Origin of the sequence: Pontibacter russatus (assembly GCF_009931655.1) — a bacterium.
Classification (GTDB): Bacteria; Bacteroidota; Bacteroidia; order Cytophagales; family Hymenobacteraceae; genus Pontibacter; species Pontibacter russatus.
The window spans coordinates 1,049,337-1,075,665 of sequence record NZ_CP047984.1 but is presented as its reverse complement, the minus strand read 5'-3'; the positions used below and the strand labels follow the sequence as shown (position 1 = coordinate 1,075,665).

19 protein-coding genes are annotated in these 26,329 nt (G+C 55.8%); 12 read left to right on the top strand and 7 right to left on the bottom strand.

Annotated features, from left to right (window positions below; genetic code table 11):
- Nucleotides 1-260: 260 nt before the first annotated feature.
- Nucleotides 261-1,397 carry a glycoside hydrolase family 26 protein gene (locus GSQ62_RS04460; protein ID WP_161888393.1) on the top strand — a complete coding sequence of 379 codons (1,137 nt, stop codon included), beginning with the start codon at nucleotides 261-263 and terminating at the stop codon, nucleotides 1,395-1,397.
- Nucleotides 1,398-1,717: 320 nt separating this feature from the next.
- On the opposite strand, the gene GSQ62_RS04455 is transcribed toward GSQ62_RS04460, so the two are convergent.
- Nucleotides 1,718-4,801, bottom strand: coding sequence for an adenylate/guanylate cyclase domain-containing protein (locus GSQ62_RS04455; protein WP_161888392.1), 3,084 nt, complete (start codon nucleotides 4,799-4,801; stop codon nucleotides 1,718-1,720).
- A 135-nt stretch (nucleotides 4,802-4,936) separates the two neighbouring features.
- On the opposite strand from GSQ62_RS04455, the gene GSQ62_RS04450 reads away from it, so the two are divergent.
- A complete protein-coding gene (locus GSQ62_RS04450) occupies nucleotides 4,937-5,107 on the top strand; it encodes a hypothetical protein (protein ID WP_161888391.1) in 171 nt (56 codons plus the stop codon).
- A 658-nt stretch (nucleotides 5,108-5,765) separates the two neighbouring features.
- Nucleotides 5,766-6,011: a hypothetical protein gene (locus GSQ62_RS04445; RefSeq protein ID WP_161888390.1), complete on the top strand. Its 246-nt coding sequence runs from the start codon at nucleotides 5,766-5,768 to the stop codon at nucleotides 6,009-6,011.
- 56 nt (nucleotides 6,012-6,067) lie between these two features.
- Here GSQ62_RS04445 and hrpB read toward each other — a convergent pair whose 3' ends face one another.
- A complete protein-coding gene (gene hrpB, locus GSQ62_RS04440; protein WP_161888389.1) occupies nucleotides 6,068-8,614 on the bottom strand; it encodes an ATP-dependent helicase HrpB in 2,547 nt (848 codons plus the stop codon).
- A 179-nt stretch (nucleotides 8,615-8,793) separates the two neighbouring features.
- On the bottom strand, nucleotides 8,794-9,822 hold the full coding sequence (locus tag GSQ62_RS04435) for an LLM class flavin-dependent oxidoreductase (protein ID WP_161888388.1): 1,029 nt from the start codon (nucleotides 9,820-9,822) through the stop codon (nucleotides 8,794-8,796).
- A gap of 173 nt (nucleotides 9,823-9,995) precedes the next feature.
- Here GSQ62_RS04435 and GSQ62_RS04430 point away from each other — a divergent pair, with 173 nt between their 5' ends.
- The 4 genes from GSQ62_RS04430 to GSQ62_RS04415 all read left to right on the top strand — a co-directional run bounded on the left by GSQ62_RS04430 (nucleotide 9,996) and on the right by GSQ62_RS04415 (nucleotide 16,759).
- On the top strand, nucleotides 9,996-10,868 hold the full coding sequence (locus GSQ62_RS04430) for an aldo/keto reductase (RefSeq protein ID WP_161888387.1): 873 nt from the start codon (nucleotides 9,996-9,998) through the stop codon (nucleotides 10,866-10,868).
- Between the two features lie 502 nt (nucleotides 10,869-11,370).
- Entirely contained in the window at nucleotides 11,371-12,339 is a 969-nt protein-coding gene (locus GSQ62_RS04425) for a sugar phosphate isomerase/epimerase family protein (protein WP_161888386.1), read from the top strand.
- A gap of 189 nt (nucleotides 12,340-12,528) precedes the next feature.
- Nucleotides 12,529-14,061: an ATP-binding cassette domain-containing protein gene (locus tag GSQ62_RS04420; protein WP_161888385.1), complete on the top strand. Its 1,533-nt coding sequence runs from the start codon at nucleotides 12,529-12,531 to the stop codon at nucleotides 14,059-14,061.
- 232 nt (nucleotides 14,062-14,293) lie between these two features.
- Entirely contained in the window at nucleotides 14,294-16,759 is a 2,466-nt protein-coding gene (locus GSQ62_RS04415) for an outer membrane beta-barrel family protein (RefSeq protein ID WP_161888384.1), read from the top strand.
- Nucleotides 16,760-16,872: 113 nt separating this feature from the next.
- Here GSQ62_RS04415 and GSQ62_RS04410 read toward each other — a convergent pair whose 3' ends face one another.
- Complete coding sequence (locus GSQ62_RS04410; RefSeq protein WP_161888383.1) at nucleotides 16,873-17,556, bottom strand: hypothetical protein; 684 nt, start codon at nucleotides 17,554-17,556, stop codon at nucleotides 16,873-16,875.
- Nucleotides 17,557-17,611: 55 nt separating this feature from the next.
- Nucleotides 17,612-18,730, bottom strand: a complete 1,119-nt coding sequence (locus tag GSQ62_RS04405) for an SGNH/GDSL hydrolase family protein (RefSeq protein WP_161888382.1) — start codon at nucleotides 18,728-18,730, stop codon at nucleotides 17,612-17,614.
- A 258-nt stretch (nucleotides 18,731-18,988) separates the two neighbouring features.
- Here GSQ62_RS04405 and GSQ62_RS04400 point away from each other — a divergent pair, with 258 nt between their 5' ends.
- Both GSQ62_RS04400 and GSQ62_RS04395 read left to right on the top strand, forming a co-directional pair.
- On the top strand, nucleotides 18,989-19,336 hold the full coding sequence (locus tag GSQ62_RS04400; RefSeq protein WP_161888381.1) for a DUF6152 family protein: 348 nt from the start codon (nucleotides 18,989-18,991) through the stop codon (nucleotides 19,334-19,336).
- A 2-nt stretch (nucleotides 19,337-19,338) separates the two neighbouring features.
- Nucleotides 19,339-19,824 (top strand): hypothetical protein, encoded by a 486-nt coding sequence (locus GSQ62_RS04395; protein WP_237586981.1) that lies wholly within the window; start codon nucleotides 19,339-19,341, stop codon nucleotides 19,822-19,824.
- A gap of 68 nt (nucleotides 19,825-19,892) precedes the next feature.
- Here GSQ62_RS04395 and GSQ62_RS04390 read toward each other — a convergent pair whose 3' ends face one another.
- Nucleotides 19,893-20,678 (bottom strand): bestrophin-like domain, encoded by a 786-nt coding sequence (locus GSQ62_RS04390; protein WP_237586979.1) that lies wholly within the window; start codon nucleotides 20,676-20,678, stop codon nucleotides 19,893-19,895.
- Between the two features lie 312 nt (nucleotides 20,679-20,990).
- Here GSQ62_RS04390 and GSQ62_RS04385 point away from each other — a divergent pair, with 312 nt between their 5' ends.
- Nucleotides 20,991-22,739 (top strand): ABC transporter ATP-binding protein, encoded by a 1,749-nt coding sequence (locus tag GSQ62_RS04385; protein WP_161888380.1) that lies wholly within the window; start codon nucleotides 20,991-20,993, stop codon nucleotides 22,737-22,739.
- Between the two features lie 369 nt (nucleotides 22,740-23,108).
- On the opposite strand, the gene GSQ62_RS04380 is transcribed toward GSQ62_RS04385, so the two are convergent.
- Nucleotides 23,109-23,660: a hypothetical protein gene (locus GSQ62_RS04380; protein ID WP_161888379.1), complete on the bottom strand. Its 552-nt coding sequence runs from the start codon at nucleotides 23,658-23,660 to the stop codon at nucleotides 23,109-23,111.
- Nucleotides 23,661-24,230: 570 nt separating this feature from the next.
- Here GSQ62_RS04380 and GSQ62_RS04375 point away from each other — a divergent pair.
- Both GSQ62_RS04375 and GSQ62_RS04370 read left to right on the top strand, forming a co-directional pair.
- On the top strand, nucleotides 24,231-24,866 hold the full coding sequence (locus tag GSQ62_RS04375) for a hypothetical protein (RefSeq protein WP_161888378.1): 636 nt from the start codon (nucleotides 24,231-24,233) through the stop codon (nucleotides 24,864-24,866).
- 346 nt (nucleotides 24,867-25,212) lie between these two features.
- Nucleotides 25,213-26,208 (top strand): glycoside hydrolase family 43 protein, encoded by a 996-nt coding sequence (locus GSQ62_RS04370; protein WP_237586977.1) that lies wholly within the window; start codon nucleotides 25,213-25,215, stop codon nucleotides 26,206-26,208.
- Nucleotides 26,209-26,329 lie beyond the last annotated feature (121 nt).

Below are 26,329 nucleotides of genomic sequence, written 5' to 3'. Positions count from 1 at the left end.
AAGCCTATACAGCGTGTCGCAGCCTGTTGATTTCATGTTCACGTAGGGACAGTCGCGACCTGTCCGAATCGTTTCCTAACCAGTCCGTCTGAATCTTCTCGAGGGCCCCTACCCCAGGATTTACAGGATTGGGGGATGGACAGGATTGGCTGGGTTAAGCCTGCCGGCAGCTTATCTGGTGAAGGAAGCGCAACTGGCATGCGGTTTTGTAAAGTCGGGAGGGAGGTAGTATCTTTCTACGCAAACCGGACTTCCCTTTTATGCGAGCACTTTTATCCCTGTTCATCCTTCCCTCCCTGCTGCTGGTGGGCTGCGCCTCCACCAAAACCATTGATGCCGACGCCACCAAAGAGACAAAGGCGCTCTTCCACAACCTGGACAGGCTATCCAAACACCACACGCTTTTCGGGCACCAGCACGCCACCGAGTACGGCCACGGCTGGTCAGGCGATGAGAGCCGGTCGGATGTAAAATCCGTGACGGGCTCGCACCCGGCGGTGATTGGCGTGGATTTCAGCGGCTTCTCCGGCCGCTCGCCCGAGGCCACTGCCCAAGCCAAAGAGGCGGTGCGGAAAACCGTAGTGGACACCTATAACCGGGGCGGGGTGACGACGGCTGCCTGGCATTTCTCCAACCCGGTGGCCGGTGGTGGCTTTTACTGGGTCGATTCACTCTCGCTGCCAGCCGTGCGCTATATCATTCCGGGCGGCGAGGCGCATGAGCAGTATAAGGATATATTGGATGGCATCGGCGCGTGGGCGCATAGTCTGCGGGGCGCGGACGGACAGTTGGCGCCTGTTATTTTCCGGCCCTTCCATGAGTTCGACGGCGGCTGGTTCTGGTGGGGAAAACCACACGCTTCGCGCGAGGAGTTTATCTCGCTGTGGCGCTTCACGGTATCGTACCTGCGCGACAGCCTGGATGTACACAACTTTATATATGCCTTCTCGCCCGACAACAGATTCAGCACCGAGGAGGAGTTCCTGGAACGCTATCCCGGCGATGCGTGGGTGGACATGGTGGGTATGGACAACTACGGCGACATGGGCCGTGACCGCTATGCTATCGACACGGCGGCCATGAAACTGAAAATCGTGTCGGATTACGCGGAGAAAGCAGGCAAACTGGTCGCCTTCACCGAAACCGGCCTCGAATCAATTCCAGATACAACTTGGTGGACTAATACGCTGCTACGGACCATGAAGCGCGACGATATGGAACTGGCCTACGTGCTGGTGTGGCGCAACGATGTTCGAAGCACTACGCATTACTACGCCCCTTTCCCCGGACATAGAAGCGTCCCGAATTTTATCGAATTTTACAAGAATCCATATACCCTGTTTGAGAACGACCTCGGGAATATCTATAAAAAGAAGAAATTCCTGGGAATTTTCTAAGTGAAGAAGTCAGGGCTATATATAACAAGGAGCCCTTATATACCGCCAATTTGAGTGAAGCGGGAACTGGTGGTAATGTATGGCAGCAAGTTCCTAACTTGCGAAAAGTATACTTAGGGTAATGCCTTTACAAACTGGCCTCATGGGCAGCCACATTTGCGCTGTCGCTAAACTTGCGGCATGAACTAAATATTTTTCCCTACAAGATGAGTCCAGGAGGGGGACAAAGCTTGACTTGCGCAAGTCCCATATATAAAACAAGAAGCCAGTCAGCCTGCACACGCCATGCCGCCGTTTGGCTTTTTCGCTTTCAAAAATAGCTACTGCAATACCGCGTCTCCCACATACGCCTCCACGAAATACATGTCGACATCGCCCTTGTTCTTGGCGTCTACTTTGCCGCGGTAGGTGCATCGGAACTCGTCTTTAATGAGTTCGTAAGTGGCGCCCGAGATGTTCACCCTGCCAGCCACGCCACTGGATTCCATGCGGGCGGCGGTGTTTACGGTGTCGCCCCATATATCGTACGCAAACTTGGTTGTGCCCACGATGCCCGCCACTACCGGCCCCGTATGGATGCCGACGCGTATCTCGAACTTTTGCCGCTTCAGCTTCTTGTCATCCGTGTTCAGGCTTTTCACGAACTGCAGAATCTCCAGGGCCGCTTTCACCACATCGGCGGGTGTGTTTGCCTCCGGGTCCGGCATGCCGCCCGCGCACATATAGGCGTCGCCGATGGTCTTTATTTTCTCAATCCTGTACTTGCTGATGATGCGGTCGAAGGCGCAGAAGTAAAAGTCGATGACCGATACCAACTCCTCCGGCGTCAGGTGCTCGCTGACGCTGGTAAAGTCCTTAAAGTCGGTGAACATGACCGTGACACGCTGATAGCTCCGCGCCCGCGCACGCCCGTTGGCTTTGAGTTCTTCGGCGGTTTCGGCGGGCAGGATGTTCAGCAGCAGGTCGTCCGATTTCTTTTTCTCCGCTGCCAGCTGCGCCGTCCGCTCATATACCAGTTTTTCCAGGCTTTTTTTCGTGGCTATCAGGTTGCGGTGCTTTATCTTGATGAAACCCCAGATGACGAAGCCGTAGAAAAGCACATAAAAACCGTAGGCCCACCAGGTGCGGTAAAAAGGGGGCAGCGACTCAAACGCGAACGCGGAGGCCAGGTTCTCGGTGCCATATATGTCCTTCGATTTCACCCGGAACACGTAGCTGCCCTCGTCCAGCCCCGTAAACTCTTTCTTCGTCTCGGTGGTCCAGTGAGACCAGCCCTCGTCCTCTCCCTCCAGCATGTAGCTGTACAGCAGTTGCCCGGGAGCCTCGTAGGAGGTAGCTGTGTACTCAAAGCTGATGGACCTGACAGCGTGCGGCAGCACCAGCCTGAACCGGGGCGACTGCGCCGTGGTCACCGCGCCATCACCGGCAAATGCACCGTAAAACACGGAGGAGTCGCCCATCAGCGCTACCTTCCGGAGTACGGTGTGCTCCCTGGAGTTATAGTTTTTAGGGATATGCGGGTTGTATCTGAAAATACCCTCGGTAGTGGCCAGCCATACCACCCCGTCCGCATCGGCGTGTATTTCCCACACGTCCACCTTCGGCACCCTGCTCATCGGGACGGTGTCCCACGAGTAGGTGTTCCCGTGATTTTTCTTGAGCAGCCCGGTTGTGAACTCGGAGGTCAGCCATATATGGCCGTCCCTGTCCTGGGTCAGGTTGATGGCCTCGCGCGAGCCGTCTGCAAACTGCTCTCCGAAGGTGGCGTCCGGTTTAAGGTGATACCGCCCGCCCTCCCGCTGGATGCTGTAGATGCCCTTGCTGGTCCCGAAGTATATATGGCCGTTCAGGGAGGCAGCCTGAAGCGTGCCCAGCTTTTTAACCAGGCCGGGCGAGGGCTTCAGGTTGCGGACAGGCGCCAGCGGGGCGCTTCTGTCGGAGATGTCGACGGAGGAAATATTGTCATCGCCGGATGCCCAGAGGAGGCCGGTTTTGTCTTCTGCCAGCCAGGTCACGTCATGGTCTATGCCCCTTACCGTGCCCTCCCATCTCCACCTGCCCTTGCCGCGCGAGAGTACTGCCAGACCTGCGGAGGAGCCCACATAGTATTTGTCAGGGTTAGTTTTTGACCGGTGGATGGTTTTGTAGACGGTGCCATCTGCGGGAGGTGAGAATCTTTTCAGGCCGCGGCCTGTCAGCGCGTACACCCCCTGCGAGCTTACCACCAGCAGCGTATCCTGCCCTACCTCTAACAACTTCCATACCTCGTGCTGCAGGTCGGGGTGCTTCCGGAACCGGGGCGAGGCGGCTCCCCCCTCCATTCTATATAAGCCGGAGGACGTGCCGGCATACAGGCTGTTCTCTTTCTTCAGGATGTCCAGCACGATTCCCTCCAGCCCGGAGGCCTCGTTCAGGTAGGAGACCGGCGAAGGATAGTCGATGCGGCTGATGCCTTTGTTTAAGGCGGCCCAAAGGCCTTCCTCCTGGTCCACGTAAAGGTAGAGCGCGGCATTGTCATCCAGTCCTTTGCGCTTGTCTATCACTTGCACCACTTCTCCTCCGCGGTTTACCACAATAACGCCCTCGTACCTGGTGCCCAGGGCAATGGTGCCATCCGGCAGTGTTGCCCCGTGCATAAAGTAAGCCCCATCCAGCACATCAGAGCTTGGCGGCAGCTTTTTTAGGACTCCGTCTTCATATATAAACAGGCCTTGGTCATAAGTGACAACAAATAGATTATGGCCGGAGCCCTTGGAGGCTGGCAGCGGGAGCAAAGCCGTCACATTCAGCGAATTGAAAGCACCGCCCCCTGGCAGCGCTTTGAAACGGCCGCTGTCCAGCACGCACAGCCCTTTGCCTTTGTGGATGGTATATACCCTGTCCTGGTTAGAGAAAACCCTGGTAAAGCCCGCTTTGCTGCTCCATACCTTAAACCCTTTGCCGGTCCAGCAGAAAATATGGTTCTCCGTGCTGAAGTACACCTTGTTTCCTGCGGCAGCCACCTTGCTCACCCGCACCTCCGGGTACCTGCCCTTCAGGTAAGGCAGCAGCGAAACGAGTTGCATCCTGCCCAGCGAGTCCGGCGCCAGGTAGCCCAGGTTGTCCGGGCTGCCGGCGTATATCCTGCCTCCGCTGTCTTTGGCAAACTGGAACCTCCCGGCAAGTGCGGTGCCCCGCACCAGGCGCCACGAAAGCCCGTCGTACTCCAGCACCCCGCTGGTGTTGCTGATATAGAGGACGCCCCGGTCATCCTGTATGATCGCCCAGTTCTGCGGGCTCGATACATATGCCCCGCTCTGGTAGGCGGAGGGCGGAAAATTCTGAACAAACGGATCCCCGATTTGCGCCAACGATCTAAAACTACCAATCAGCAGAAATATGGCAACATACAGTAATTTAGACATGGCAATTTGCATTGATAAAATAATAATAAATATTTATACGGGATAACTTTATTTAGATAAATATTTGTATTTTTATTTGAGTAATTTATTTGGAAGCACTGATAATCAAAGTATAAACATCTAAATCATTGTATTATGCCACAAGGAAAGATATTGCCCGTTAAACCAGCGCTCACAGACACATCAGCTTCCTTCGATGAAGAGCTTCCCGCCGGTAAAACGCAAGTAGCGACACCAGATAACATCTCTATGGACAACGCTGCTACACCGCCGGACAGCAGCAGCGTGGAAGAACCCACAGAGTAGGCCGTGGAGCAGAGCCAGAGCAGAATATAGCCGAAGTGTAAGGAAAGGGCGCAGGGCTATATGCTCTGATAGAACATCTATATAGGCTTGTAAATCAGTTTGTGAAACAACAATATACCTCATACTAATTATTTAACCTTAACCATATAAAGGCATGCCACAAGGAGTAGTCATTGCAATAACGCCCTCTATATTGAGGGATCATTCTGATTTGAGTGAAGAAGAATCACTTCTTGCGGGGTGCTCTGGGATGGTTAGAATAACGACAGGCCAATATGCAGGACAAACTGGTTACTTTCAACAAAAAGGATCGTGCTGTAGAGCACGATCCGGCCAGACGGTTGATCTTGAGATAAGGGGTATTGATCAAGATGGGAGAATATTTGTAGAATTAGTTAACTGCTGACCTACATAAACTGAGGCATATGATGCTTAGATTACTTCTTCAAGTAATCTAAGCATCATATGCCTGACACAAGTATTTTAAACTTAAGCCATGCCACAAGGAAAAGTTATTGCCGTGAAACCGTCTTATTCAGGCGGCGAGGAGCTGAGGAGTTCTAGCTCCACCGAAACGTTCAATTACAGCAGCACAACAGGCCACAATCCCGGTGGAAGAATAGTCTATATAGGCGTCTGCAGTGACGAAAACATTCTGATGTGCAAAAGAAAGAATGTGACGTCGGTCGTATGGTTTCATGACGAAGAGAGGAGGTTCCGCGTAGGGGATTACGTCACCTTTGATATCGATGAGGGAAACACGAAAACCATCAGCTCAGCGCAGAATGTAGCGAAAGCTAAAATCGGGGGAGTCCCGCTGCCCGTGGGCGTCTTCTCGAAAATAGCGCTGCTGGCTTCGCTGCTGCTGTTAGTAGCAGTGATGAACGACACCAGACGATCGTGAACGATTTTGGGCGAGTTCCAACCCATCCTATATAGCCTGTTATTTTACTGAATTACCTACTGCGGCCTTCTTTTCGTGCCCCTTGTGGGTGGGGCTGAAAGCGGGTCTTCGGGCCAGTGGTGCTTGGGGTAGCGGCCGCGCAAATCCTTGCGCACCTCAAAGTAGCCCGAACTCCAGAAACTCCGCAAGTCGCGGGTCACCTGTACCGGACGCGAGGCAGGGGAGAGCAGGTGGAGCAGCAGCGGCACCTTGCCGCCCCCAATGCGGGGCGTGTCCAGCAAACCGAACACTTCCTGCAGCCGCACGGCCAGCACCGGCGTAGTCGCATCCGAATAATCGAGGGCGATGCGGGAGCCACTCGGCACCTGCAGGTGCGTGGGGGCTAACCTTTCCATCTCCTGCCGCTTCTCCCACGGAAGGTCCGCCAGCAGCATTTCGTTAAAATCCAAACGCAATACCTGCTCCAGCGAGCGCAGGCCGAGGAGGTGCGGCCCCAGCCATATAGCCATCGTGGCCGCCAAGGCTTCATCTGACACGTCAGGCCAGTTGTCGGGCTGCAAATGGCGCAGAAAAGCAAGCCGCTCGCGGGTGCGCAGTGCTTCTTCGGGCCACGGTAGCCGTTCCACCCCTTTCTCCTGCAAGGCCTGCAGCAGTACCGCTGCCACCTGTCCCTTATCTGCATTGGGCTGTGCCGCTTCATGTAGCACCAGCGCCCCCAAGCGCGTAAACTGCCGGGCTACCACCCGCTCAGATGCTGCATCCCAGCGTACTTCCTGCGCCTCTTCCAACTGGTGCCGGAAGTGCAGCAGGATATCTTCTTTTGAGATGGGAGCAGCCAGCATCACGCGCGGCTGCCTACCGATCTCCAGGTGCGCCACCGCGTAAAATTCTGCCTCGCCAAAGAGCTCCGTCGCCAGACTTGCCCGCTGTCCGGTTACCAGCCGCACCCGGCCCGATGCTTCCCGCTGCGCCAGCCGATCCGGGTAGGCAAGCGCCGTCAGAATGCCGGCTGCCTCCGGATTTGCCGGTCCGCCCGCTTCGCGCAGGCGCTGGCGCAGGTTCTGCGCCTGTTCCCGGACACGACGCAGCGCATTCTCATCCGTCACAAAACCGGGTGTGGGGGAGCGGCGGCCTGCCAGCAGTTCGAGGCGCAGGGGCAGGTCAGGCAGGGGATTTGAATAAGGTTGTTGCATTGGCTTGAGGATGTCGCGCTCCGACAGCAGGGAGGCTATGGCGCATGCTGTGGAGCCAAAGCCCAGTTCATGGCCGCGCATCACCAGGTGGCCCAGGCGGGGCGACAAACCCAGTGCAGCCAAGGCTTTGCCGTGGCGCGTGGCTTTGCCAGCGCTGTCGATGGCCTCCAGGCGCAGCAACAGGTCCTGTGCGAGTGCCAGCGCAGCGGCAGGGGGCGTGTCCAGCCATTGGAGCGAGGCAGCATCCTTCACACCCCATATCGCCAACTCCAGGGCAAGGCCAGTCAGGTCAGCCTCGCGTATCTCCGGAACCTGACGCTCAGGGAGCTGCAGTTGGTCAGCGGAAGACCACAGCCTGTAGCACACCCCCGGCCCCAGGCGACCAGCGCGGCCACGGCGCTGGTCGGCGGCCGCTTTGGATACTGCGGTGGTTTCCAGGGTGGTGAGGCCGGTGCGGGGTATAAACCTCGCAGACCTGGCATAGCCGCCGTCAATCACTATTTTCACGCCCTCAATGGTCAGGCTGGTCTCGGCGATGCTCGTGGCCAGTACCACTTTTCGCTTTCCAGCGGGGGCTGGCTGTATCGCAGCCATTTGCCTGCTGAGCGTCAGGTCGCCGTGCAGCAGGTGGAGGTCGGTAGCAGGAGAAAGCCTGCCCTCGAGTCGCTGGGCCACTTTTCGCATTTCACCCATGCCCGGCAGAAAAACCAGGATATCTCCTTCCGCCTCCTTCACCAGCGCCTGATAGATGGCAGTCGGTACCAGGTTTGACAGCCGTTCTGCGGGCCATTTGCCTGCGGCGGCCACCTCTGACGGTGACAGGTAGTATGTCTCTACCGGATATAGGCGGCCTTCGCTCCGGATAACGGGTGCCTGCAGCCAGTTCCCTACCGTGGTGGCGTCCAGGGTGGCGCTCATCACCAGCAGGCGCAGGTCCGGGCGCAGCACTGCCTGGGCATCCAGGGCAAGTGCCAGTCCTAAGTCTGCCTGCAGGCTCCGCTCATGAAACTCATCGAAGATAAGCGCAGCCACTCCCTCCAGCGCGGGGTCATCCTGCAGCAGGCGGGTCAGGATACCCTCGGTTACCACCTCAATCCGTGTTTTCCCCGACACCACATGCTCCATCCGCACCCAATAGCCCACCGTCTGTCCCACCTCTTCCCCCAGCAGGTCTGCCATGCGCTGCGCCGCCGCCCTGGCTGCCAAACGCCGCGGCTCCAGCACTAAAATTTTGCCTCCATTCCGCCAGGTTGCCCCCAGCATGGCCAGCGGGACAAGCGTGGTTTTGCCCGCACCGGGAGGCGCCTCCAGCACTGCTTTGGGATTGGCGTCTAACGCAGCTAAAAGCCGTGGGAGCGCTTCTTTAACAGGCAGGTCGGGTAAATTCGGGAAAAGATCAGTGGATGCCATAGCGCCTCAAAGTTCAGAATTCTTTTCGAGAATGCTAAGCCGTTGCGGATGTCGGAGGGAAGTAGGGTAGCCATATATAAAACAGGCGGAGCAGGCACTTTATATGCCTGCACCGCCTGTTTTATATATGGCCGCCATTTCTCAAGTGAACATTATGGCCTATAGAGCTATGACTTGCCTCAGCCTGCTTTGACCTTATTGTCGAATACCTCTGCCAGAATCTCATAAGAGCGCAGCCGGGCTGTGTGGTCATATATGTTGGAGGCAACGATAATTTCGTCAACCTGCGTCTCGCCCACAAAAGCCTGGAGCTCCTCTTTCAAAGTTTTGGGGGAGCCGATGTAGGTGTGGCGAAGCATTTGCTGCACCGCGTATTTCTCTGAGGCGTCCCACAGCCCGTCCATGCTGTCTACCGGCGGTTGCATGGGTTTTGCCTTTCCGCGGATAACGTTGAGAAACGACATGAAAAGGGAGGTGGCCAAGCGCTGGGCTTCCTCGTCTGTGTCCGCCGCCACCACGTTGACGCCTGCCATGGCATAGGGCTCCTTCAGGCTCTCAGAAGGCTGGAAATGGTCGCGGTATACCTTCAGGGCCGTGTGCAGCAGGTTGGGCGCGAAGTGGCTCGCAAAGGCAAAAGGCATGCCCAGTATACCGGCCAGCTGGGCGCTGAAGGTGCTGGAGCCAAGCAGCCAGATGGGGATATCCAACCCCTCGCCGGGCACGGCCCGCACGCGGGCAGAGGCATCCCGCGGGGCGAGGTAACTCTGCAGTTCAGCCACGTTCTCCGGGAAATCCTCGCCCGAGCCGCGCAGGTCGCGGCGCAGCGCCATCGCTGTCACCTGGTCGGTGCCTGGGGCGCGGCCCAGGCCGAGGTCTATTCTGCCCGGGTACAGCGTTTCGAGGGTGCCGAACTGCTCGGCCACCACCAGCGGGGCGTGGTTGGGCAGCATGATGCCGCCGGAGCCCACCCGGATGGTAGACGTGCCGCCGGCTATATAACCAATCAGAACGGAGGTGGCGGAACTGGCGATGCCGGGCATGTTGTGGTGCTCGGCCATCCAAAAGCGCTCATAGCCCAGGTTTTCCACGTGCCGGGCAAGCTCCAGGGCTTTTTTGAAAGAGTCGGCCGGGGTTTTGCCAGCCAGGATGGGTACCAGGTCCAGCACAGAAAGGCGTGTGTCGGATAATTTTTTGGAGGAAATACTCATTATGTGTGCTCTTTTTTGTCTGCTATATATGGCTTAAGGCGGAGTGAAGTTCTCCACAGCCGCGCTGCCATATACCTAACAACTCCGAAACGGCCCAATGGTTTCTTAACGCGCAGGGTTTACCGCCGTACAAAAAGGACGAATCATTTACTCACACCGAAAACAACTTATATATGGCAGAAGCAGCAACATTTGAGAAGACCTACCTCCTTGGCGGCGACCTGAAAATAAACCGGATGGGCTTTGGCGCAATGCGCATCACTGGTGAGGGCATCTGGGGACCTCCGAAGGACAGGGAAGAGGCGATACGCGTGCTGAAAAGAACAATCGAACTCGGGATAAATTTTATAGATACGGCAGACAGCTACGGTCCGCATGTGTCGGAAGAACTGATTGCGGAGGCATTATACCCGTACCCGAAAGACCTCGTCATCGCCACGAAAGGCGGCCTGACCCGCACCGGCCCCAACGTGTGGCCCATCAACGCTGACCCTGGCTACCTGCAAAAGGCCCTGGAGGGAAGCCTGAAACGCCTGAAGCTTGATAGGATAGATTTGTACCAACTGCACCGCGTGGACCCGGAGGTGCCGTACGAGCAAACCCTGGAATTTTTGCAGCGGGTGCAGGAAGAAGGGCTGGTAAAGCACATCGGCCTCTCGGAGGTAACTGTGGGCCAGATCAAGAAGGCGCAGGAGTACTTTCCGGTGGTGTCGGTGCAGAACAAATACAGCGTTGACTTCAGGAAATGGGAGGAGGAGCTTGTATACTGCCGTGACCAGGACATGGCCTTCATCCCCTGGAACCCTATCAACGCAGGTAACATCGGCGCTCTGGAAAAGCTGCAGCAGGTAGGCCGAAAACACGGCGCCACGGCGCACCAGGTGGCCCTGAGCTGGCTGCTGCACCACGCTCCTAACATCCTGCTGATACCCGGCACCTCCAAAGTCCAGCACCTCGAGGAGAACTACGAAGCTGTTTCCATCGCGCTGACCGACGAGGACATGCAGCTGCTGGACAGCATCAGATCAGATGAAAAGGCGGGCTAAGGCAGAAGCGGTGAACAGCATCGCGGGTTATATATTTTAAGGATTTTATATTATCACGAACATGGGAACTGTATTTAGTGTAATTGTATAGTACTTAGTGCTCTGCATGGCGATATGACACGTTCTCTGGCTCAAGGCGAAAGTGATTCCAGTTTTCCCAGGAGGCGCCGGGGGTAGGGGCCCTCTGTTTGTAGATTTCTGGTTGTTACGTTAGTGGCAGCCGTCTTGATAAGGGGCCCCAACCCCTGGCAGGAAATGTACAAGGCGCCGAAGGGAATTAGTTTACCCCGAAGTATTTCGGGGAGGCCTCTCGGCCTGAGAGCACCAAAATCAGGTATAGAACTTGAAAGTTGTGAGGTCCGCAGGGGTGAACAGCAGTAAAGAGCATGGGCAAACAATTCCCGGGTTCACATCATATTAGTGAACGGATATGCCAGGCTGCTCCACGCTCAGCTTAGGAGCAGCCTGGCATATATCAACCTTTACATATAACCCGGCACCCATGGATGCGAAAAGGAGAAAGTTTATAACCGAGGCCGCCTTTGCCGCCGCCGGAATTGCCCTGGGAGTTGGCCCTGCAAAAGCGGCTGCGGCCAAAGTTGCGTCTGCTGCCAAGGTGGCAGATAGCCGGGATATCTGCATCTTCTCCAAAATGCTTCATTGGCTGGACTGTGGGGAGATGGCCGCTGCTGCCGCCGAAATCGGCTTCGACGGCATTGACCTGACCGTGCGGCCGGGCGGCCATGTAGCGCCTGAGCGCGTGGCGGCAGACTTACCCAAGGCCGTTGCCGCTGCCCTGAAAGCTGGGTTAAAAGTGCCTCTGATCACCACCGGCATCACCGATGCACGTCATCCGCACACGGAGCCTATCCTGAAAGCGGCGCACCAGGCGGGGGTAAAGTACTACAGGACAGGCTGGCTTGATTATCAGGAAGACGTGCCCCTGCCCGAAACGCTGGAGAAATACAGCAGGCAACTGACGGAACTGGCCAGACTGAACCAGCAGTACAACCTGCAGGGGGCTTACCAGAACCACGCCGGCACGCACGTAGGCGCCGGTGTCTGGGACCTGTGGTACATTATCAAAGACCTGGACCCACGCTGGATGGGCCTGCAGTACGATATAAAACACGCCACGCAGGAGGGAGGGTCATCGTGGCCGCTGGACGTGAAACTCATGTACCCCTACATCAAGACAATTGATATAAAGGATTTTATATGGGAGAAGAAGGACGGGCAATGGCAGATCCAGAATGTGCCGCTGGGCGAGGGGATGGTTGATTTCCGGAAGTTCTTTGCGCTGGTGAAGCAGTACAACATCAGCGGACCCATATCCCTGCACCTGGAATACCCGCTGGGCGGCGCGGAGAGCGGCGCCAGAAAGCTGAGCGTGAACCCGGACACAGTAACGGCGGCCATGCAAAAAGACCTCAAAACGCTGCGGGGGTATCTGCAAGAGGCCGGTTTGTGATTCCCTGATATATAATTTCGCGGGGAGGCAGGTATATGGGTGTTCCCCAACAGCTCCATATATGGCTGCTATATAGCGCAGCAACATTTCAGCACAGCCTTCATATAAACTTTAGATACGGCTACTTTTACAAAAGCCTGCTGTTTATCTTTGGGTTCGGATGAAATGTAGGTTAACATAATAAACCAAATGGATAATTTAACCCAGGTACTGGTTGCGCTGGATGACGTGACTGTTCGGCAGCACGGTGAAGTTGTCTTCCAGGACACCAGCTTTGTGGTAAGGCGGGGAGAGCACTGGGCGCTGACCGGAAACGACGAGCAGGGCAGGAGCGCATTGATAGAAACCATCGCCGGTAAATTGCCCATCGCGGCGGGCAATGTGCTATATCCCTTTCAAGAGGAATTTCAGCGGCGAAATCCGGTGCAGTCGCCTCCGGGTTCCTGGCACAAGCCAATCAGCCTTGTTTCTTCTCGCCACAATTTCAGCAGCCTGTCGCGCACCGAGGAGCTTTTCTACCAGCAGCGCTACAACGCCACCGCCGCCGACGATTCCCCGACGGTGGAGGAGCACCTGGCGGAGGTGAAGCCATATATGGACAACCCCATCTGGACCTTTGAAAGAACGGTAGCGGCGCTTAACCTGCACAGTCTGCTGGACAGGCGGCTGATAAAACTGTCGAACGGGGAGACGCGGCGGGTGCTGCTGGCGGAGGCGCTGCTGCGCAACCCGGCTATCCTGCTGCTGGAAAACCCGCTGGTGGGGCTGGATGTGGGGATGCGACAGGAACTAAACAAATTAATCTCGTCAATCGCTCAGTCGGGCATCACCCTGGTCATGGTCACGGGTCCGGGGGAGGTGCCGGATGCCATCACACACATTGCGGTTTGGGATAAAGGGGAAGAAATCCAGGCGATGCCGAAGGATGCGTTCCGCAGGGGCGACTCCTCCACCCACAGGCCAGTGAAAGCAGACATCACTGAAATTCAGGAGCTGTTGGCTGACCCGGTTTCGCCATCGTTCGATATAGTTGTCGGGATGGAGGACGTGACCGTGAAGTATGGGGAGAAGACCGTGCTGGATCATATCAACTGGAACGTGCGGCAGGGCGAGCGCTGGGCGCTGGTAGGCCACAACGGGGCCGGGAAAACGACTTTGCTGAGCCTGATAAACGCCGATAACCCGCAGGCCTATGCCAACAGAGTCACGCTGTTTGACCGGCGGAGGGGGAGCGGCGAGAGTATATGGGATATAAAGCGGCACATCGGGTTTGTGTCGCCGGAGCTGTTCCAGTATTTCCCCGGCAGCGAACCCTGCGAGCACGTGATTGAGTCGGGCTTTTACGATGCGGTGGGCCTGAACCGAAAAAGCCATCCCGCGAAACAGGCGCGCGTGCTGCGCTGGATGCAACTGCTGCATATGGAATCCCTGGCCGGGAAGCCTTACAGGCAGGTGTCGGTGAGCGGCCAGCGGCTGTGCCTGCTGGCGAGGGCATTGGTAAAAAATCCGCCGCTGCTCATCCTGGACGAGCCCTGCCAGGGGTTCGATAGCCGCCAGCAGGAGCACTTCAAAAGCGTGGTGGATGCCATTTGCGCCAGCAGCAACCTCACGCTTATCTATGTGAGCCATTACCAGCACGAGATACCGGAAAGTGTGCAAAACGTCATGCATCTCGAAAACGGGAAGGCGCGCATCGAAAAAGCGGTATGCGTTCAGGGGTAGTCCTGGCACCAAATCATTTCATGCTATAAAAACAGGTATGGCAAGAAGGAAGCGCTTGTATTCAGGCCAATGCCAATTCCAGCGCATATGCCCATATGCCCTTTGATTCAGGAACCGGGCCCATGTTGGCGGAATATTTTACCCGCTGTAGCATTTTTATTTATATATGGTTTGTAATTTACTGACGCTTTAACCCAAGGCTCGCTTCCACACCAATCTTCAGCACATGAACATGGCAAGATCTCTACTTTCGAACAACTGGGGCGTGGGCAGCGCCGCGTGCGTTCTTTTGCTCCTCCTCATCTTCGCCTTGCCCGGCATGGCGCAGTCTGGAAAGACGGTTACCGTGCGTGGCAAAGTGGTGGATACCCAGACCGGCCAGCCACTGCCGTACGCCAGCGTGGGCCTGTTCAAAAGCGGGGACAATGGCCTGGCTACCGGAAACATCACGGACGAAACAGGCTTGTTTGCGCTGGAGGCCCCTTCGGGAGAGTATTATGCCCTGGTGGAGTTTATGGGCTATAAGGCGGTGAAGACGCCCGTGTTCCGGCTGACGAGCGAAAAGCCGGAGCACCAGCTGGGCACATTGCGCCTGCAGCCATCGGCCGCCACAGCCCTGGACGAGGTGGTGGTGCAGGCCGAGAAAAGCTCCATGGAGTTGTCGCTGGACAAAAAGATATTCAACGTAGGGCAGGACCTGGCGAACGCGGGGGGCTCGGCCACCGAAATCCTGAGCAACATCCCCTCCGTGTCGGTGGATGCCGAAGGGAACGTGAAGCTGCGCGGCAGCGAGAATGTGCGCATCCTGATTGACGGCAAACCTTCGGGGCTCGTGAGTTTTAAAGGGGGCAGCGGTCTGCAGCAGCTGCAGGGCAGCCTGATAGAGAAAGTGGAGATTATCACCAACCCCTCGGCCCGCTACGAGGCCGAAGGCATGTCGGGCATCATCAACATCGTGCTGAAAAAAGAGCGCAAGAGCGGGTTCAACGGTTCGTTTGAGGTGATAGCCGGGGAGCCGACCAATTACGGGGGCGCCGCCAACGTGAACTACCGCCACAAAAAGGTAAATTTCTTCCTGAACTACGGCCTGGCTTACCGCGTCTCGCCCAGCGAGGGCTCCCTTTACCAGGAACTGACGGCTGATGACACCACCTCCATCCTGAGGCAGTCGTACGACACGCGGGTGCGGGGATTTAACAACAACATCCGGGGAGGGCTCGATTATTTCTTCACCGAAACCAGCATCCTCACCGCCTCCTATATGTTCCGGCGCAGCGACGCCAACCGCATCCGGAACATCCGCTACGAGGACTACCTGGCCAGCCAGGGCCTCCAGAGCTACACGCTGCGCAAACAGGACGAGAACGAGGACGAGGTGAACGCCGAGTACGCCATCAGCTACAAGAAAACCTTTGCCCGGGAAGGGCAGGAGCTGAACGCCGATTTCCGGCTGCTCGACTACTGGGAAAGCTCTGACCAGGTCTATACCCAGAACACCTTTTCGCCGGAGGGCGCGCCCGATGCCGCCCAGGCCCTGCTGCAGCGCTCGCTCAACGACGAGTACGAAAAGCAGTACCTGACCCAGATAGACTACGTGCAGCCCATCGGGGAAAACGGCAAGCTGGAGGCTGGCCTGCGGAGCAGTTTCCGGGATATGGTAAACGACTATCTGGTGGGCAACCAGGCGGCCGACGGCGAGATAACGCCGCTTCCCGGCCTGGACAACTATTTTATATATGATGAGAACATCAACGCCATATATGGCATCCTGGGGAATAAGACGGAGAAGTTTACGTACCAGGTAGGTTTGCGGGCCGAGCACACCGACGTGAAAACAACCCTCCGCGAAACGAACGAAGAGAACCCGCGCCGCTACACCAACCTGTTTCCGAGTGCGCACATCACCTATAACCTGCCGAAGGAGCATGCCCTGCAGGTGAGCTACAGCCGCCGGGTGCGCCGCCCGGTGTACTTCGACCTGAGCCCTTATTTTACCCTCTCCGACAGCCGCAACGTGATGGGGGGCAATCCCAACCTGGATCCCGAGTTTACCAATGCCTTTGAGTTGGGGCACATCAAGTACTATGAGCTGGGCTCGCTTTCCTCCACCCTGTTCTATCGCCAAACCACCGACAAAATAGCCACCATCCGGCGGGTGAACAGCGAAGGCATTGCCACGCTGCGCCCCGAGAACCTGCTGGCCGAGGACGCCTACGGGGCTGAGTTTACGGGCTCGTTTACGCCCGCTGCCTGGTGGAAATTCGACCAGAGCTTCAACTTCTTCCGGGCCATCATCGACGGCAGCAACTTTGAGGAGAACTTCAGCACCGAGACCTACAGCTGGTTTGCCCGGCACACCTCCCGGTTCACGCTCCCGAAGGACATCGACTTCCAGGTGCGGGCCAACTACGAGGCACCTCAGAAAACGCCGCAGGGCAGCCAGAAATCACTGTACTATATGGACCTAGGCCTCAGCAAGGACATCTTTAACAGGAAAGGCACTATCACCCTGAATGTGCTGGATGTGTTCAACACCCGCATCAACCGCTCTGTTTATGAGGGCGAGAGCATAGAGGGCGTTGCCTTTTACACCAGCAGCAAGAGCCAGGGACGCAGAAGGCAGCTCAACCTCACGCTCAGTTACAGGCTGCACCAGGCGGCCCCCGCCGGCGCGCCTAAAACGCTGGAAGGCGAGTAGAATATTCCTGGCTATATATAAACCGCCAGAAGGTGAATAAGATGCAGCATATACAGGCTGCTGATTCGGATTTGCAATCCGGATCTTTTGAGATATAGGATTTGTAATCCGCCTCACAAGTCCGCATCCGACGGCTCACCGTCCGGGCCCAGCAGATCCTCCACCACGGCCTGGTAAGGCGCTTCATATATAAGTTCGCCTTTCAGGAGGAACCTGTGGGCGTCCATCATCACCTCGTAGATGGGTGTGTGGATGTGCTTCGGTATTTTGTACAGGCGCGGGTCGTGCTTGTCGAAAGGGGTGGGGACTTTGGAGTTGTAGAGGTAGGGGATAAGCGTTTTGGAGCAGCTGATCGCGATGCGGTGTACTTCGTGCTCTTCGAAATATGCCTGCAGCCGCTCGTTGATGTTCTCGAAGAACTCCGCTGTTTCCGCCAGCCGCACCCGGGAGCCCGCCCTGGACTTGCCCTTGGTCTTGAGGTATTTGATCTGGCTTGTCCCCTGCTTTTTCCGCACCATGTAAGATCGGAACACCTTGTGATCGAGGTTCACACCATCCTCGAAATAGCCCATGGCGCAGTTTCCCGACTGAATGAGCAGCAGGACGTAATGCGCCTGCGCCTGGGGCGAGCCGGGAGGAGGAACCACGATCGGCAGCCTGAAATACACCTGCGCCTCTCCGGTTTCGTTTAGCAGCACCAGCCGGTGTTTCTCATATTCATATATAAACGGATGCGGCCCAGCCTGAATGGCTTGAAGCAACCGAAGGGAAGTTTCTTGTGATAAGAAGCGGTTCATATATAGCAGCGGTTAAAGGGCCCGAACTTTCAGCCCGGGTCTTTTCCTTCCAAACTTACTCCCCCTGCGGCTTCAGCAGTTTGCGGAAGAAGGGCACCAGTTCTTTGGCCAGCACGGCATGCTCGGCCACGCTGGGGTGCCCGCTACAGCCGCTCGCCTGCATCGGCCCGAAGAAGTGCAGGGCCACAGGGGCATCGGCCGGATAACTGGCATCAACCTGCTCTTTTACCGTCGTCAGCGCTTCTTGCAGAACTTCCCTGTTGTTGCCGTGTACCATCGGGCTGCTGAGCAGGGCAATCTGCGCGTCAGGGTATTTTGCCTTTACCTGCTGTACAAAAGCGATATAGCTGTTCACGAAACGGGCGCTGTCAAACGGCTGTCTCTCTTTCTTGCCGTCGCCGTTGCTGAAGTCGTTGGTGCCCAGCGCAATGCTGACTATTTCGGGCGAGTAGGTGCTGAAGTCCCACCGCTGCGGATTGCTGGCCTGAAAATCGACTTTCTCATAGACCTCCGGCATGGTGGGGCCGTCGCTGTTCCAGTTGCGGTATGCCCCGATGCCGCTCACGCAGCTGATCACGTAATTGGCTCCCACCGCCCCGGCCACCCTTGGGCCATAGGCCATCAGGGCGTTGTGCTGGTCGTGGTACTCGCCGGTGCCGCAGGGCACCTCCGACGGGTCGGCGGCCGCGCCACACGTAATGCTGTTGCCGATAAACTCAATGAGCGGTGCTTTGGGTCTTTCAATAGTCTCCACGTCTTCGCCGGTTACTTTCGCGATGGCGATGGGGCCGGTGTGGGCCTCGGTGGCCTTATATACCCAAACGGTGTGCGTGCTATCGGTAGGCGCTGTAATAACAATCGGCGCGGCGGAGCCGCCGTCTATCCTGACCCGCCTTTGGTACTCCCCGTCCAGCTCATACTGCAGGTAGTTGTGCCCTCCGGCATTTGGGATGGAGGCATATAAACGGGCTTCTTTTCCCTTAAAGCTGAACCCAAAATGCGCGGCAGAGCCGACCAGCACCAGGTTTTGCGTTTCGTTGTGAGTTGTTCTGCCGTATGGCTGCAAAGCTGTTGCCGCCAGCGTGTCGGTGGTGCCGGTGTTGCTTTGCAGCGGCGCGCAGCTGGCACAAAGCAGGCTGAAGGCTGCCGCCAGGCAGGTGTTTCTGAGTTTCATATATAAAAAACGCCGTTATTCTGATGTGCAAGATGAGCAGGATTCGCTGGTGTTACAACGGGTACGGCACGTTTCATAATAAATCTTGTGTCTGGATAACCTGCTATTTGCGTCCCTGAGCTTTATATGGTGCGGGTGCCGGACGGCACAGCAGCAGGTGTGCCTGTATATAGCTTTCCTGCCTGCCACATCCGGCGCACCCTTTTGTAGCTGTTTTCGTTCTTAGGGGGAAGTGCGACACCTAAATCCCTATCAGCTATGGCTTTACCAATCAATTTGCTTGTGACCCTGCTCTTCCCGCTGTCAGTGGCGCTGTTCCACCACGGATGGGCCAACTATGACCAGACCCGAGAACTGGACTACACTGGTGTGGTGAAGGAAATGACATATGAAAACCCGCATGGCATCCTGAAGTTGGAGCACGAGGGCAAAACCTGGACCGTGGTGCTGGCCCCCACCAGCCGCATGACCGACCGCGGCCTGACGGCAGACATGATTGCGCCTGAAGACACGGTGCGGGTGGTGGGCTATCCGCATAAAGAGGTGGAGGATGAAATGCGGGCAGAGAGAATTTTTGTGGGAAACAGCAAGTACGAGCTCCGCTAGCGGTGGGCGGTACAGTTTCCGGGCTGCTGCCCTGGCTCGAGGACTCCGCCGTGGCAACAGCTATTCGGCAGTCTTCCTGGCTATATCCTTTTCTTGAGATCATCCATATTGTGGGCATTGTGCTGCTGGTGGGTGCGGCCTTCCTGTTCGACCTGCGCCTGCTGGGCCGCTCGCGCCACCTGTCCGTGAAAGACCTGGCGCGCCACCTGTTGCCCTGGTCCCAAAGAGGGCTATACCTTCTTGTTCCCTCGGGACTCCTGCTGTTCAGCACCAACGCCGCCGCGCTGGCCGCCGATCCGGTGTTTCAGATGAAGCTGATTTTGCTGGTGGTGGGCGGCCTCAATGCCGGTGTTTTTCACCGCTATATATACCAGACTGCTGGCGTGTGGCTCCACGGGCCAACACCTGGAGCCGCAAAGGCTGCAGCGGTCTGTTCTATGGTGGTGTGGCTGGCCGTTATCGCCTGCGGCCGCCTGCTGGCTTATTAGGCCTATACATATAGGCCATATATACTTTTCATGCTGGCACCAACAGTCCATATATAAGCTCTGGGTTTTTACTCCCGCTGCAGTTGCAGCATACTTTCCTGGTTCACTTTTATGATGCCCCTTTGCGGCCTGTCCAGGTCTATGATGATGAACACAACCAGCGAGATCAGGAACGTCATCATCATGGTGGGAATAGTGGTTCTCCTTCTTCCCAGGCCGCTGGCGTAGCCCATCAGCGAGCCGGACATGATAAAGACGATGAACAGCAGGAACAGAATCACCTCCGGCACATGCAGCTGGAGCAAGGCGTTGCGCTCGCCGTGGGCGTCTATCATACTGTTCAGCGCATCGATAAAATACCCCGTCGTGACAGGACGGGGATCGACTTCCGCTGCCCGCACCGCAATTATCCAGAGCATCTTTTGCAGCTTTTCCGTTTCGTCGCTCAAAACATGCTGTTCCTGAAATCCCGCGTGCCCGGTGTTGCTCACGGCCAGCCGCAGGCTGATGTAGTTCCGCAGCAAAGCGTGCGTGATGGAGTCGTAGGGTTGCGGCAGGAGGTCCGTTCGGAGCAGGGCGGTGCTGATTGCGCTCGACTCCTGTATAACGGCCTGGCTCCGGCTGTTGTAGCGTTGCAGCGCCATGTTGAACGTGAAGCCGAGTATCAGGGCCAGCAGGCCGAGGGTGCCCGCCTGTATGGTGTTGGTGTGGTTCTTCACATCGTCGTCGGTTCTGGACTGGTGGTAGTGGCCCAGGCGGTAGCCCGCTTCATTCGCCAGCAGAATCAGAAGAAACAGCATGGCTACGATCAATATACTGTTCTGGTCGTACATGATTTCCTTCGAGGTGTCCATTTTACATCAGAAAGGCAGGATATGAGGTGTATTGCTATATACAGCTGTGCTTAAGCTATATACGCGTTCCTGTAGCTTATTGTGCAGCAGGAGGCAATGATGTTAGCTGGGGGTCGGGCTGTTTATATATAAAAAGACTGAAGTGGAAATGCACGCTCAAGAGGAAGAGGTGAAGGCGAAGTTTCTTTTTTTATGGTAATTTGATGCATGAAATATCCCAAGGGATTTTAGACAGAAATTAACCGTCTTCCTGTTCCTTTCGGATAGGTTTAAAATGGCTGCCAGCACGCAACCAGTGTATCGCCTATATATATGCCGGAATCTAAAAAACTAAAGAACGTAACCGTAGGCCAGGTTTTCAAAACCATTGTGTGGCCCCGCAGGAAGTACCTCGCTATCGGGCTGGTGCTGATCATCATCAGCCGCCTGGCCGGGCTGGTGTTGCCGGGCGCCAGCAAGTACCTGATCGACGATGTGATCCCAAACGGGGATATGACCATGCTGAAATGGCTGATCATGGCCGTGGCGGCCGCCATCGTCATCCAGTCGGTCACGTCCTATGCCCTGACCCAGATTCTGAGTGTGGAGGCGCAGCACCTCATCTCGCAGCTGCGGGCCAAGGTGCAGCGCCATATCATCCAGCTGCCCATCCGCTTCTTCGACAATACCAAGACGGGCGAGCTGGTGTCCCGGATTATGACGGACGTGGAAGGCGTGCGGAACCTGGTCGGGACCGGCTTTGCCCAGATGATCGGCGGCGTACTGACTTCGCTTATCTGCCTGGTGCTGCTCATTGTCATCAGCCCACTAATGACGCTGTTTGTCCTGCTGCCTGTGGCTATTTTCGGGGTCATCTCGCTGAAGGCCTTTGGGAAGATACGGCCCATCTTCCGGGAGCGCGGCGTCATCAACGCCGAGGTGACGGGCAGGCTGACGGAGACGCTGGGCGGGGTGCGGGTGATAAAGGGGTTCAATGCGGAGGCGCAGGAGATCAGTACATTTGAGGCAGGCGTCACGCGGCTATTTCAGAATGTGAAGGAAAGCCTGGTCACCACCAGCTTCGTGACGAGTGCGGCTACTTTGCTGCTGGGCCTCGCGTCGGCGGGTATCATGGGCATCGGCGGTTACCTGATCATGGGGGGCGACCTCACCTTCGGGGATTTCCTGGCTTTCACGCTTTACCTGGGTTTTATGATAGCGCCGATTGTGCAGATGAGCAACATCGGCAGCCAGTTTACCGAGGCCTTTGCCGGGCTCGACCGCACCCAGGAAATCCTGAACATGCCACTGGAAGATGCCAGCGGCCACCGCACCCGGAAGCTGGAGCATATAGAGGGTGATGTGGTTTTCGACAGGGTGTCTTTTGCCTACGAGGCCGGGAAAGAGGTGGTGAAGGAAATCAGCTTTAAAGCACCCGCCGGTTCTGTGACGGCCCTGGTCGGCACCTCCGGCTCCGGAAAGTCCACGATAGCCGGGCTGGCCGCCTCCTTCCTTAACCCCGACAGCGGCATGATTACGGTTGACGGGCACGACCTGCAAACCATCAGCCTGCAAAGCTACCGGAGCCAGCTGGGCGTGGTGCTGCAGGACGATTTCCTGTTTGAGGGCACCATCCGGAACAACATCCTTTTCCCGCGCCCGAACGCCACCGAAGAAAAACTGATGCAGGCCGTGCAGGCCGCCCACGTGCAGGAGTTCACGAACCGCTTCCCGGAGGGGCTGGACACGCTGATAGGGGAGCGGGGCGTGAAGCTGTCGGGGGGGCAGCGGCAGCGCATCGCCATTGCCCGGGCCATCCTGGCCGATCCGCGCATCCTGATACTGGACGAGGCTACCTCCAACCTCGACACCGAGAGCGAGAGCCTGATACAGGCCAGCCTCAAAACCCTGATGCAGGGCCGCACCACCTTCGTGATCGCCCACCGCCTCAGCACCATCCGCCAGGCTGACCAGATACTGGTGATAGAGCAGGGCCGCATCGTGGAGCAGGGCAGGCACGAGGAACTGCTGGAAAAACAGGGGAGGTATTACCAGTTATATACCTACCAGGCGAGGATATAAGATAGTTGTAGTTGCTGCTGGCATATATCGCCGTATCTGAAGCCCTATGGGCATAAGATGCGTCAGGCTGATCTATAAATTTTTATTTTATTGCTGACATTCGGCCCTATAAATTTCGAACTTTATAGTTACTTCCCCATCTGCATCAAATGTTGAACCTGTTTAGAGTTGCTGATTTTTAAAGCTTTTTGGTACCATATCATAAAGGCAGCAGTTAAATCGTCTTGGTTGGGCTTATATATTGACTTTCCTTCTATGAAGGGTGCGTTGCTTGATTTAAAAGCTAATTATGTAGTGAACGGATAACGATACCTGTATCTTTTAGCATGTTCATGCTCAGGAAAAGCAACCTTCCTGTTTCCCAACTTTCTACTTTTGGCAGTCAATTCTATAGTTATCTATATAGGTTTTGATGTTTCCGTTTGCATCAATCCTGATGCGAAGGTCAGCCTTTATCTTGATGTTGTTTCCTTTTCCAGGGGTTGTGAACACGAGGTTAATTGTTTCCTTCACCGTGTAGGGGTAAAAATTATAGAGATTGAAGCTTTCTTTGTAATTATCTACCCAACTGCCTACATATGCCATACCCATAGTTTCGTCCAGCAACCTGAAGTTAGAGGTATTAGAGTGGTATTGAAATGTGACTTTATCCTTATGTTCTGTTATGGTATAGTTAATGCGCAAGATCCCATCTGTAATCTTCAAGAGGTCATCGTTACATCCGGTGAAAAAGTAAGCCTCTTGCTCACTAAAATCAATCTGTTCTTTGACTTTATATATAATAGGACGTGATGAAGCGTTCAGCGTATTTTCTGTGGACATATCAGGACCTGCTGGGGTAACCTCCTCAACCGGTTCGCAGGAGGTAATGACAAGCAGTGCCGGGGCAATAAACCAAGCGATTCGTATCAAATTTTTCATGATCTTAAATTGTGAATATAAATTGTTGATGTTCATGAAGGCTCACGGGAAGGCCATACGAAGATATGGCACAGGGGCAGGAGGGCATTTGGGTATTAGAAATGCCGGGGAGCTAGGGTAAAGGTTTATGGGGAAGCTAACTATATCAGACGTCTGTAAAAGAAGGCCATGCTCATGACTCAGGTCCTCTACGCAATGCAGGCAAAGTTTACATTTGCGACATTGGCTGCCTAATGATACAATATATACGTTTGAATTATATAAAGATTATTTTAAATCAATTTTATATGGCAAAGGAAATAATTTACAGGGTTAAATACCGTAAACACATAGCAGCCTATATAGAAAAGCCACCTCCAACTTGCACACCGAGTGCGAAAGCCTGATACAGGCGAGCCTGAAAGACCTGATGCAGGGCTGCATCGTGGAGCAGGGCAGGCACGAGGAACTATTTGCCAAAAAACAGGCTATATGGGCTCGCAGCACCTCCTATGCAGGCATAACTAAACCGGAAAAATTCAAAATCGTTTATAAAGGAAGTGAAACTGTAACCAAACCTAAATCAGAACTATGGACAGACGAGAGAGAAATTGGGACAACCGCGACTTCTACGGGCCCTACGAGGGCTACGGCAGGAACGACGAGCATTATCATGCTGCCAGAAACCTGACAGATCAGTTTGAGCAGGAGTACCTCCGCGAGAGAGGCTTCCAGGGCAACGACCACATACCGCACACCTTCCACGAGGGCAGCACGGGCGCTACCCAGGAGCATCGCAGGCGCGAAAGCCGTGGCTACGGAAATTACGCCGCGAGCCAGTGGAATGACCGCGACCGGGATCGGGATTACTCTGATTATTTCAGCCGCGACCGCGACAGGTTCAGCAGCAACCGAAATGTGTATGGGGAAGACCGCGAGAGGCACAGCAACGACTGGGACAGAGGCCGTCAGTACAGCAGCAGCCGCGAGGGATATGGCAACTCCGGTGGGTACAGTACCTATAACATGGATGATTACGGCAGCGACAGGGGCCGGCAGGACAGCTATCCTTCCTCCCGGAACGACTACGGCAGCTCCCACCGCTACCGCAGAGACAACGACCACGAAGGCAGCTATGGCGTACCTGGCGGCGACTGGTTCAGCCGCGACCGCGACGACTACGACGACAACTGGCGTGCAAAGCACCGGCTCCGCAGCGATTTTTAAGCCAGCCGGATTTTAGATGAATCAACAGAACAGCCGTTGCCTTTTGGCAAGGGCTGTTCTGTTTGGTTATATATACAGTAGCCTTGCTGTCTCATCCTGTCCCTGTCTGTGGGCATGCCCCATGCGCTTTGTGCCCCTAAGCCTATACAGGCTAAACCGCTCTGCTACTGCCTCCGCTATCCTGGTTTCGCCTTGCCCCGCAGTTTTTTTGTATAAGAGTGTTTTTTACACTTATTTTATCAGGCCGAGAACCCAGCAGGCTTTTTTACTTACCACCAGTATGAATGACATGAACGCTATAAGAATCTTAAAACTCCTTCTTGTGCTGACGCTTATTTTTAGCGGAATGACAGCCAACGCGCAGAAGCTGAAAAAACACAAGTTCGATAACCCGATTGCCTTGCAAAGGGCGGACCCGCATGTGTGGAAAGCGGAGGACGGCACCTACTGTTTTATCGCCACGGTGCCCGAATATGACCGCATCGAGATCCGCAAGTCCAAAACCATCAATGGCATCAAAGACGCGCAACCGGTGGTGGTATGGCGCAAGCACAAGCAGGGGCCTATGGCCAACCACATCTGGGCGCCTGAACTGCACAGGATAGACGGGAAATGGTATATCTACTTTGCAGCCGGATCGGCCGGGGATAAATGGGCGATACGCAAATACGCACTTTCGAACCCTTCAGAAGACCCCACCAAGGGCGAATGGACAGAGGAAGGGGAGATCGTGAGCGATAGGAATGAATTCACCCTCGATGCCACCACGTTCGAGCACAAGGGGCAGCGCTACATGATATGGGTAGACCGTGCATCCGACAAGGAGGTGAACACGGGCCTATATATCGCCGAAATGACCAGTCCGACCACCCTCGCCGACAGACAGGTAGTGATTTCGGTACCCGAACATGCGTGGGAAAGACAGGGGCATTATGTGAACGAGGCGCCGGCAGTGCTTGTCCGCAACGGGAAAGTGTTTGTCACCTTCTCGGCCAGCGCCACCGACGCCAACTACGCTTTGGGTTTGCTTTGGGCCGATGCGGATGCCGACCTGCTCGACCCTGCCTCCTGGCACAAGCTGCCCGAGCCCGTCTTTTACTCCAACGAAAAACTCAAACGCTTCGGCCCGGGGCACAACAGCTTTACCGTGGCTGAGGATGGCAAGACCGACATCATGCTCTACCATGCCCGCGACTATAAGGCCATCGACGGCGAGCCGCTGTACGACCCCAACCGCCACACCCGTGCCAGGGTACTGAAATGGACTGCGGAGGGCATGCCTGATTTCGGCCAGGAGCTGGGCGACAATGAAATGGCGCCGGGAAAGGCAAAGAAGCCTTAGCGCACAACAATTAGCGGAGCGCCGGGACATAGCGCTGCGGAAACCTCGGCTTTGCAGGCTGCCGGACTTTCGCTCTTATTGCAGAACCAGTGAAATCAGTCAGTGGCAGTTCAGGCGACAC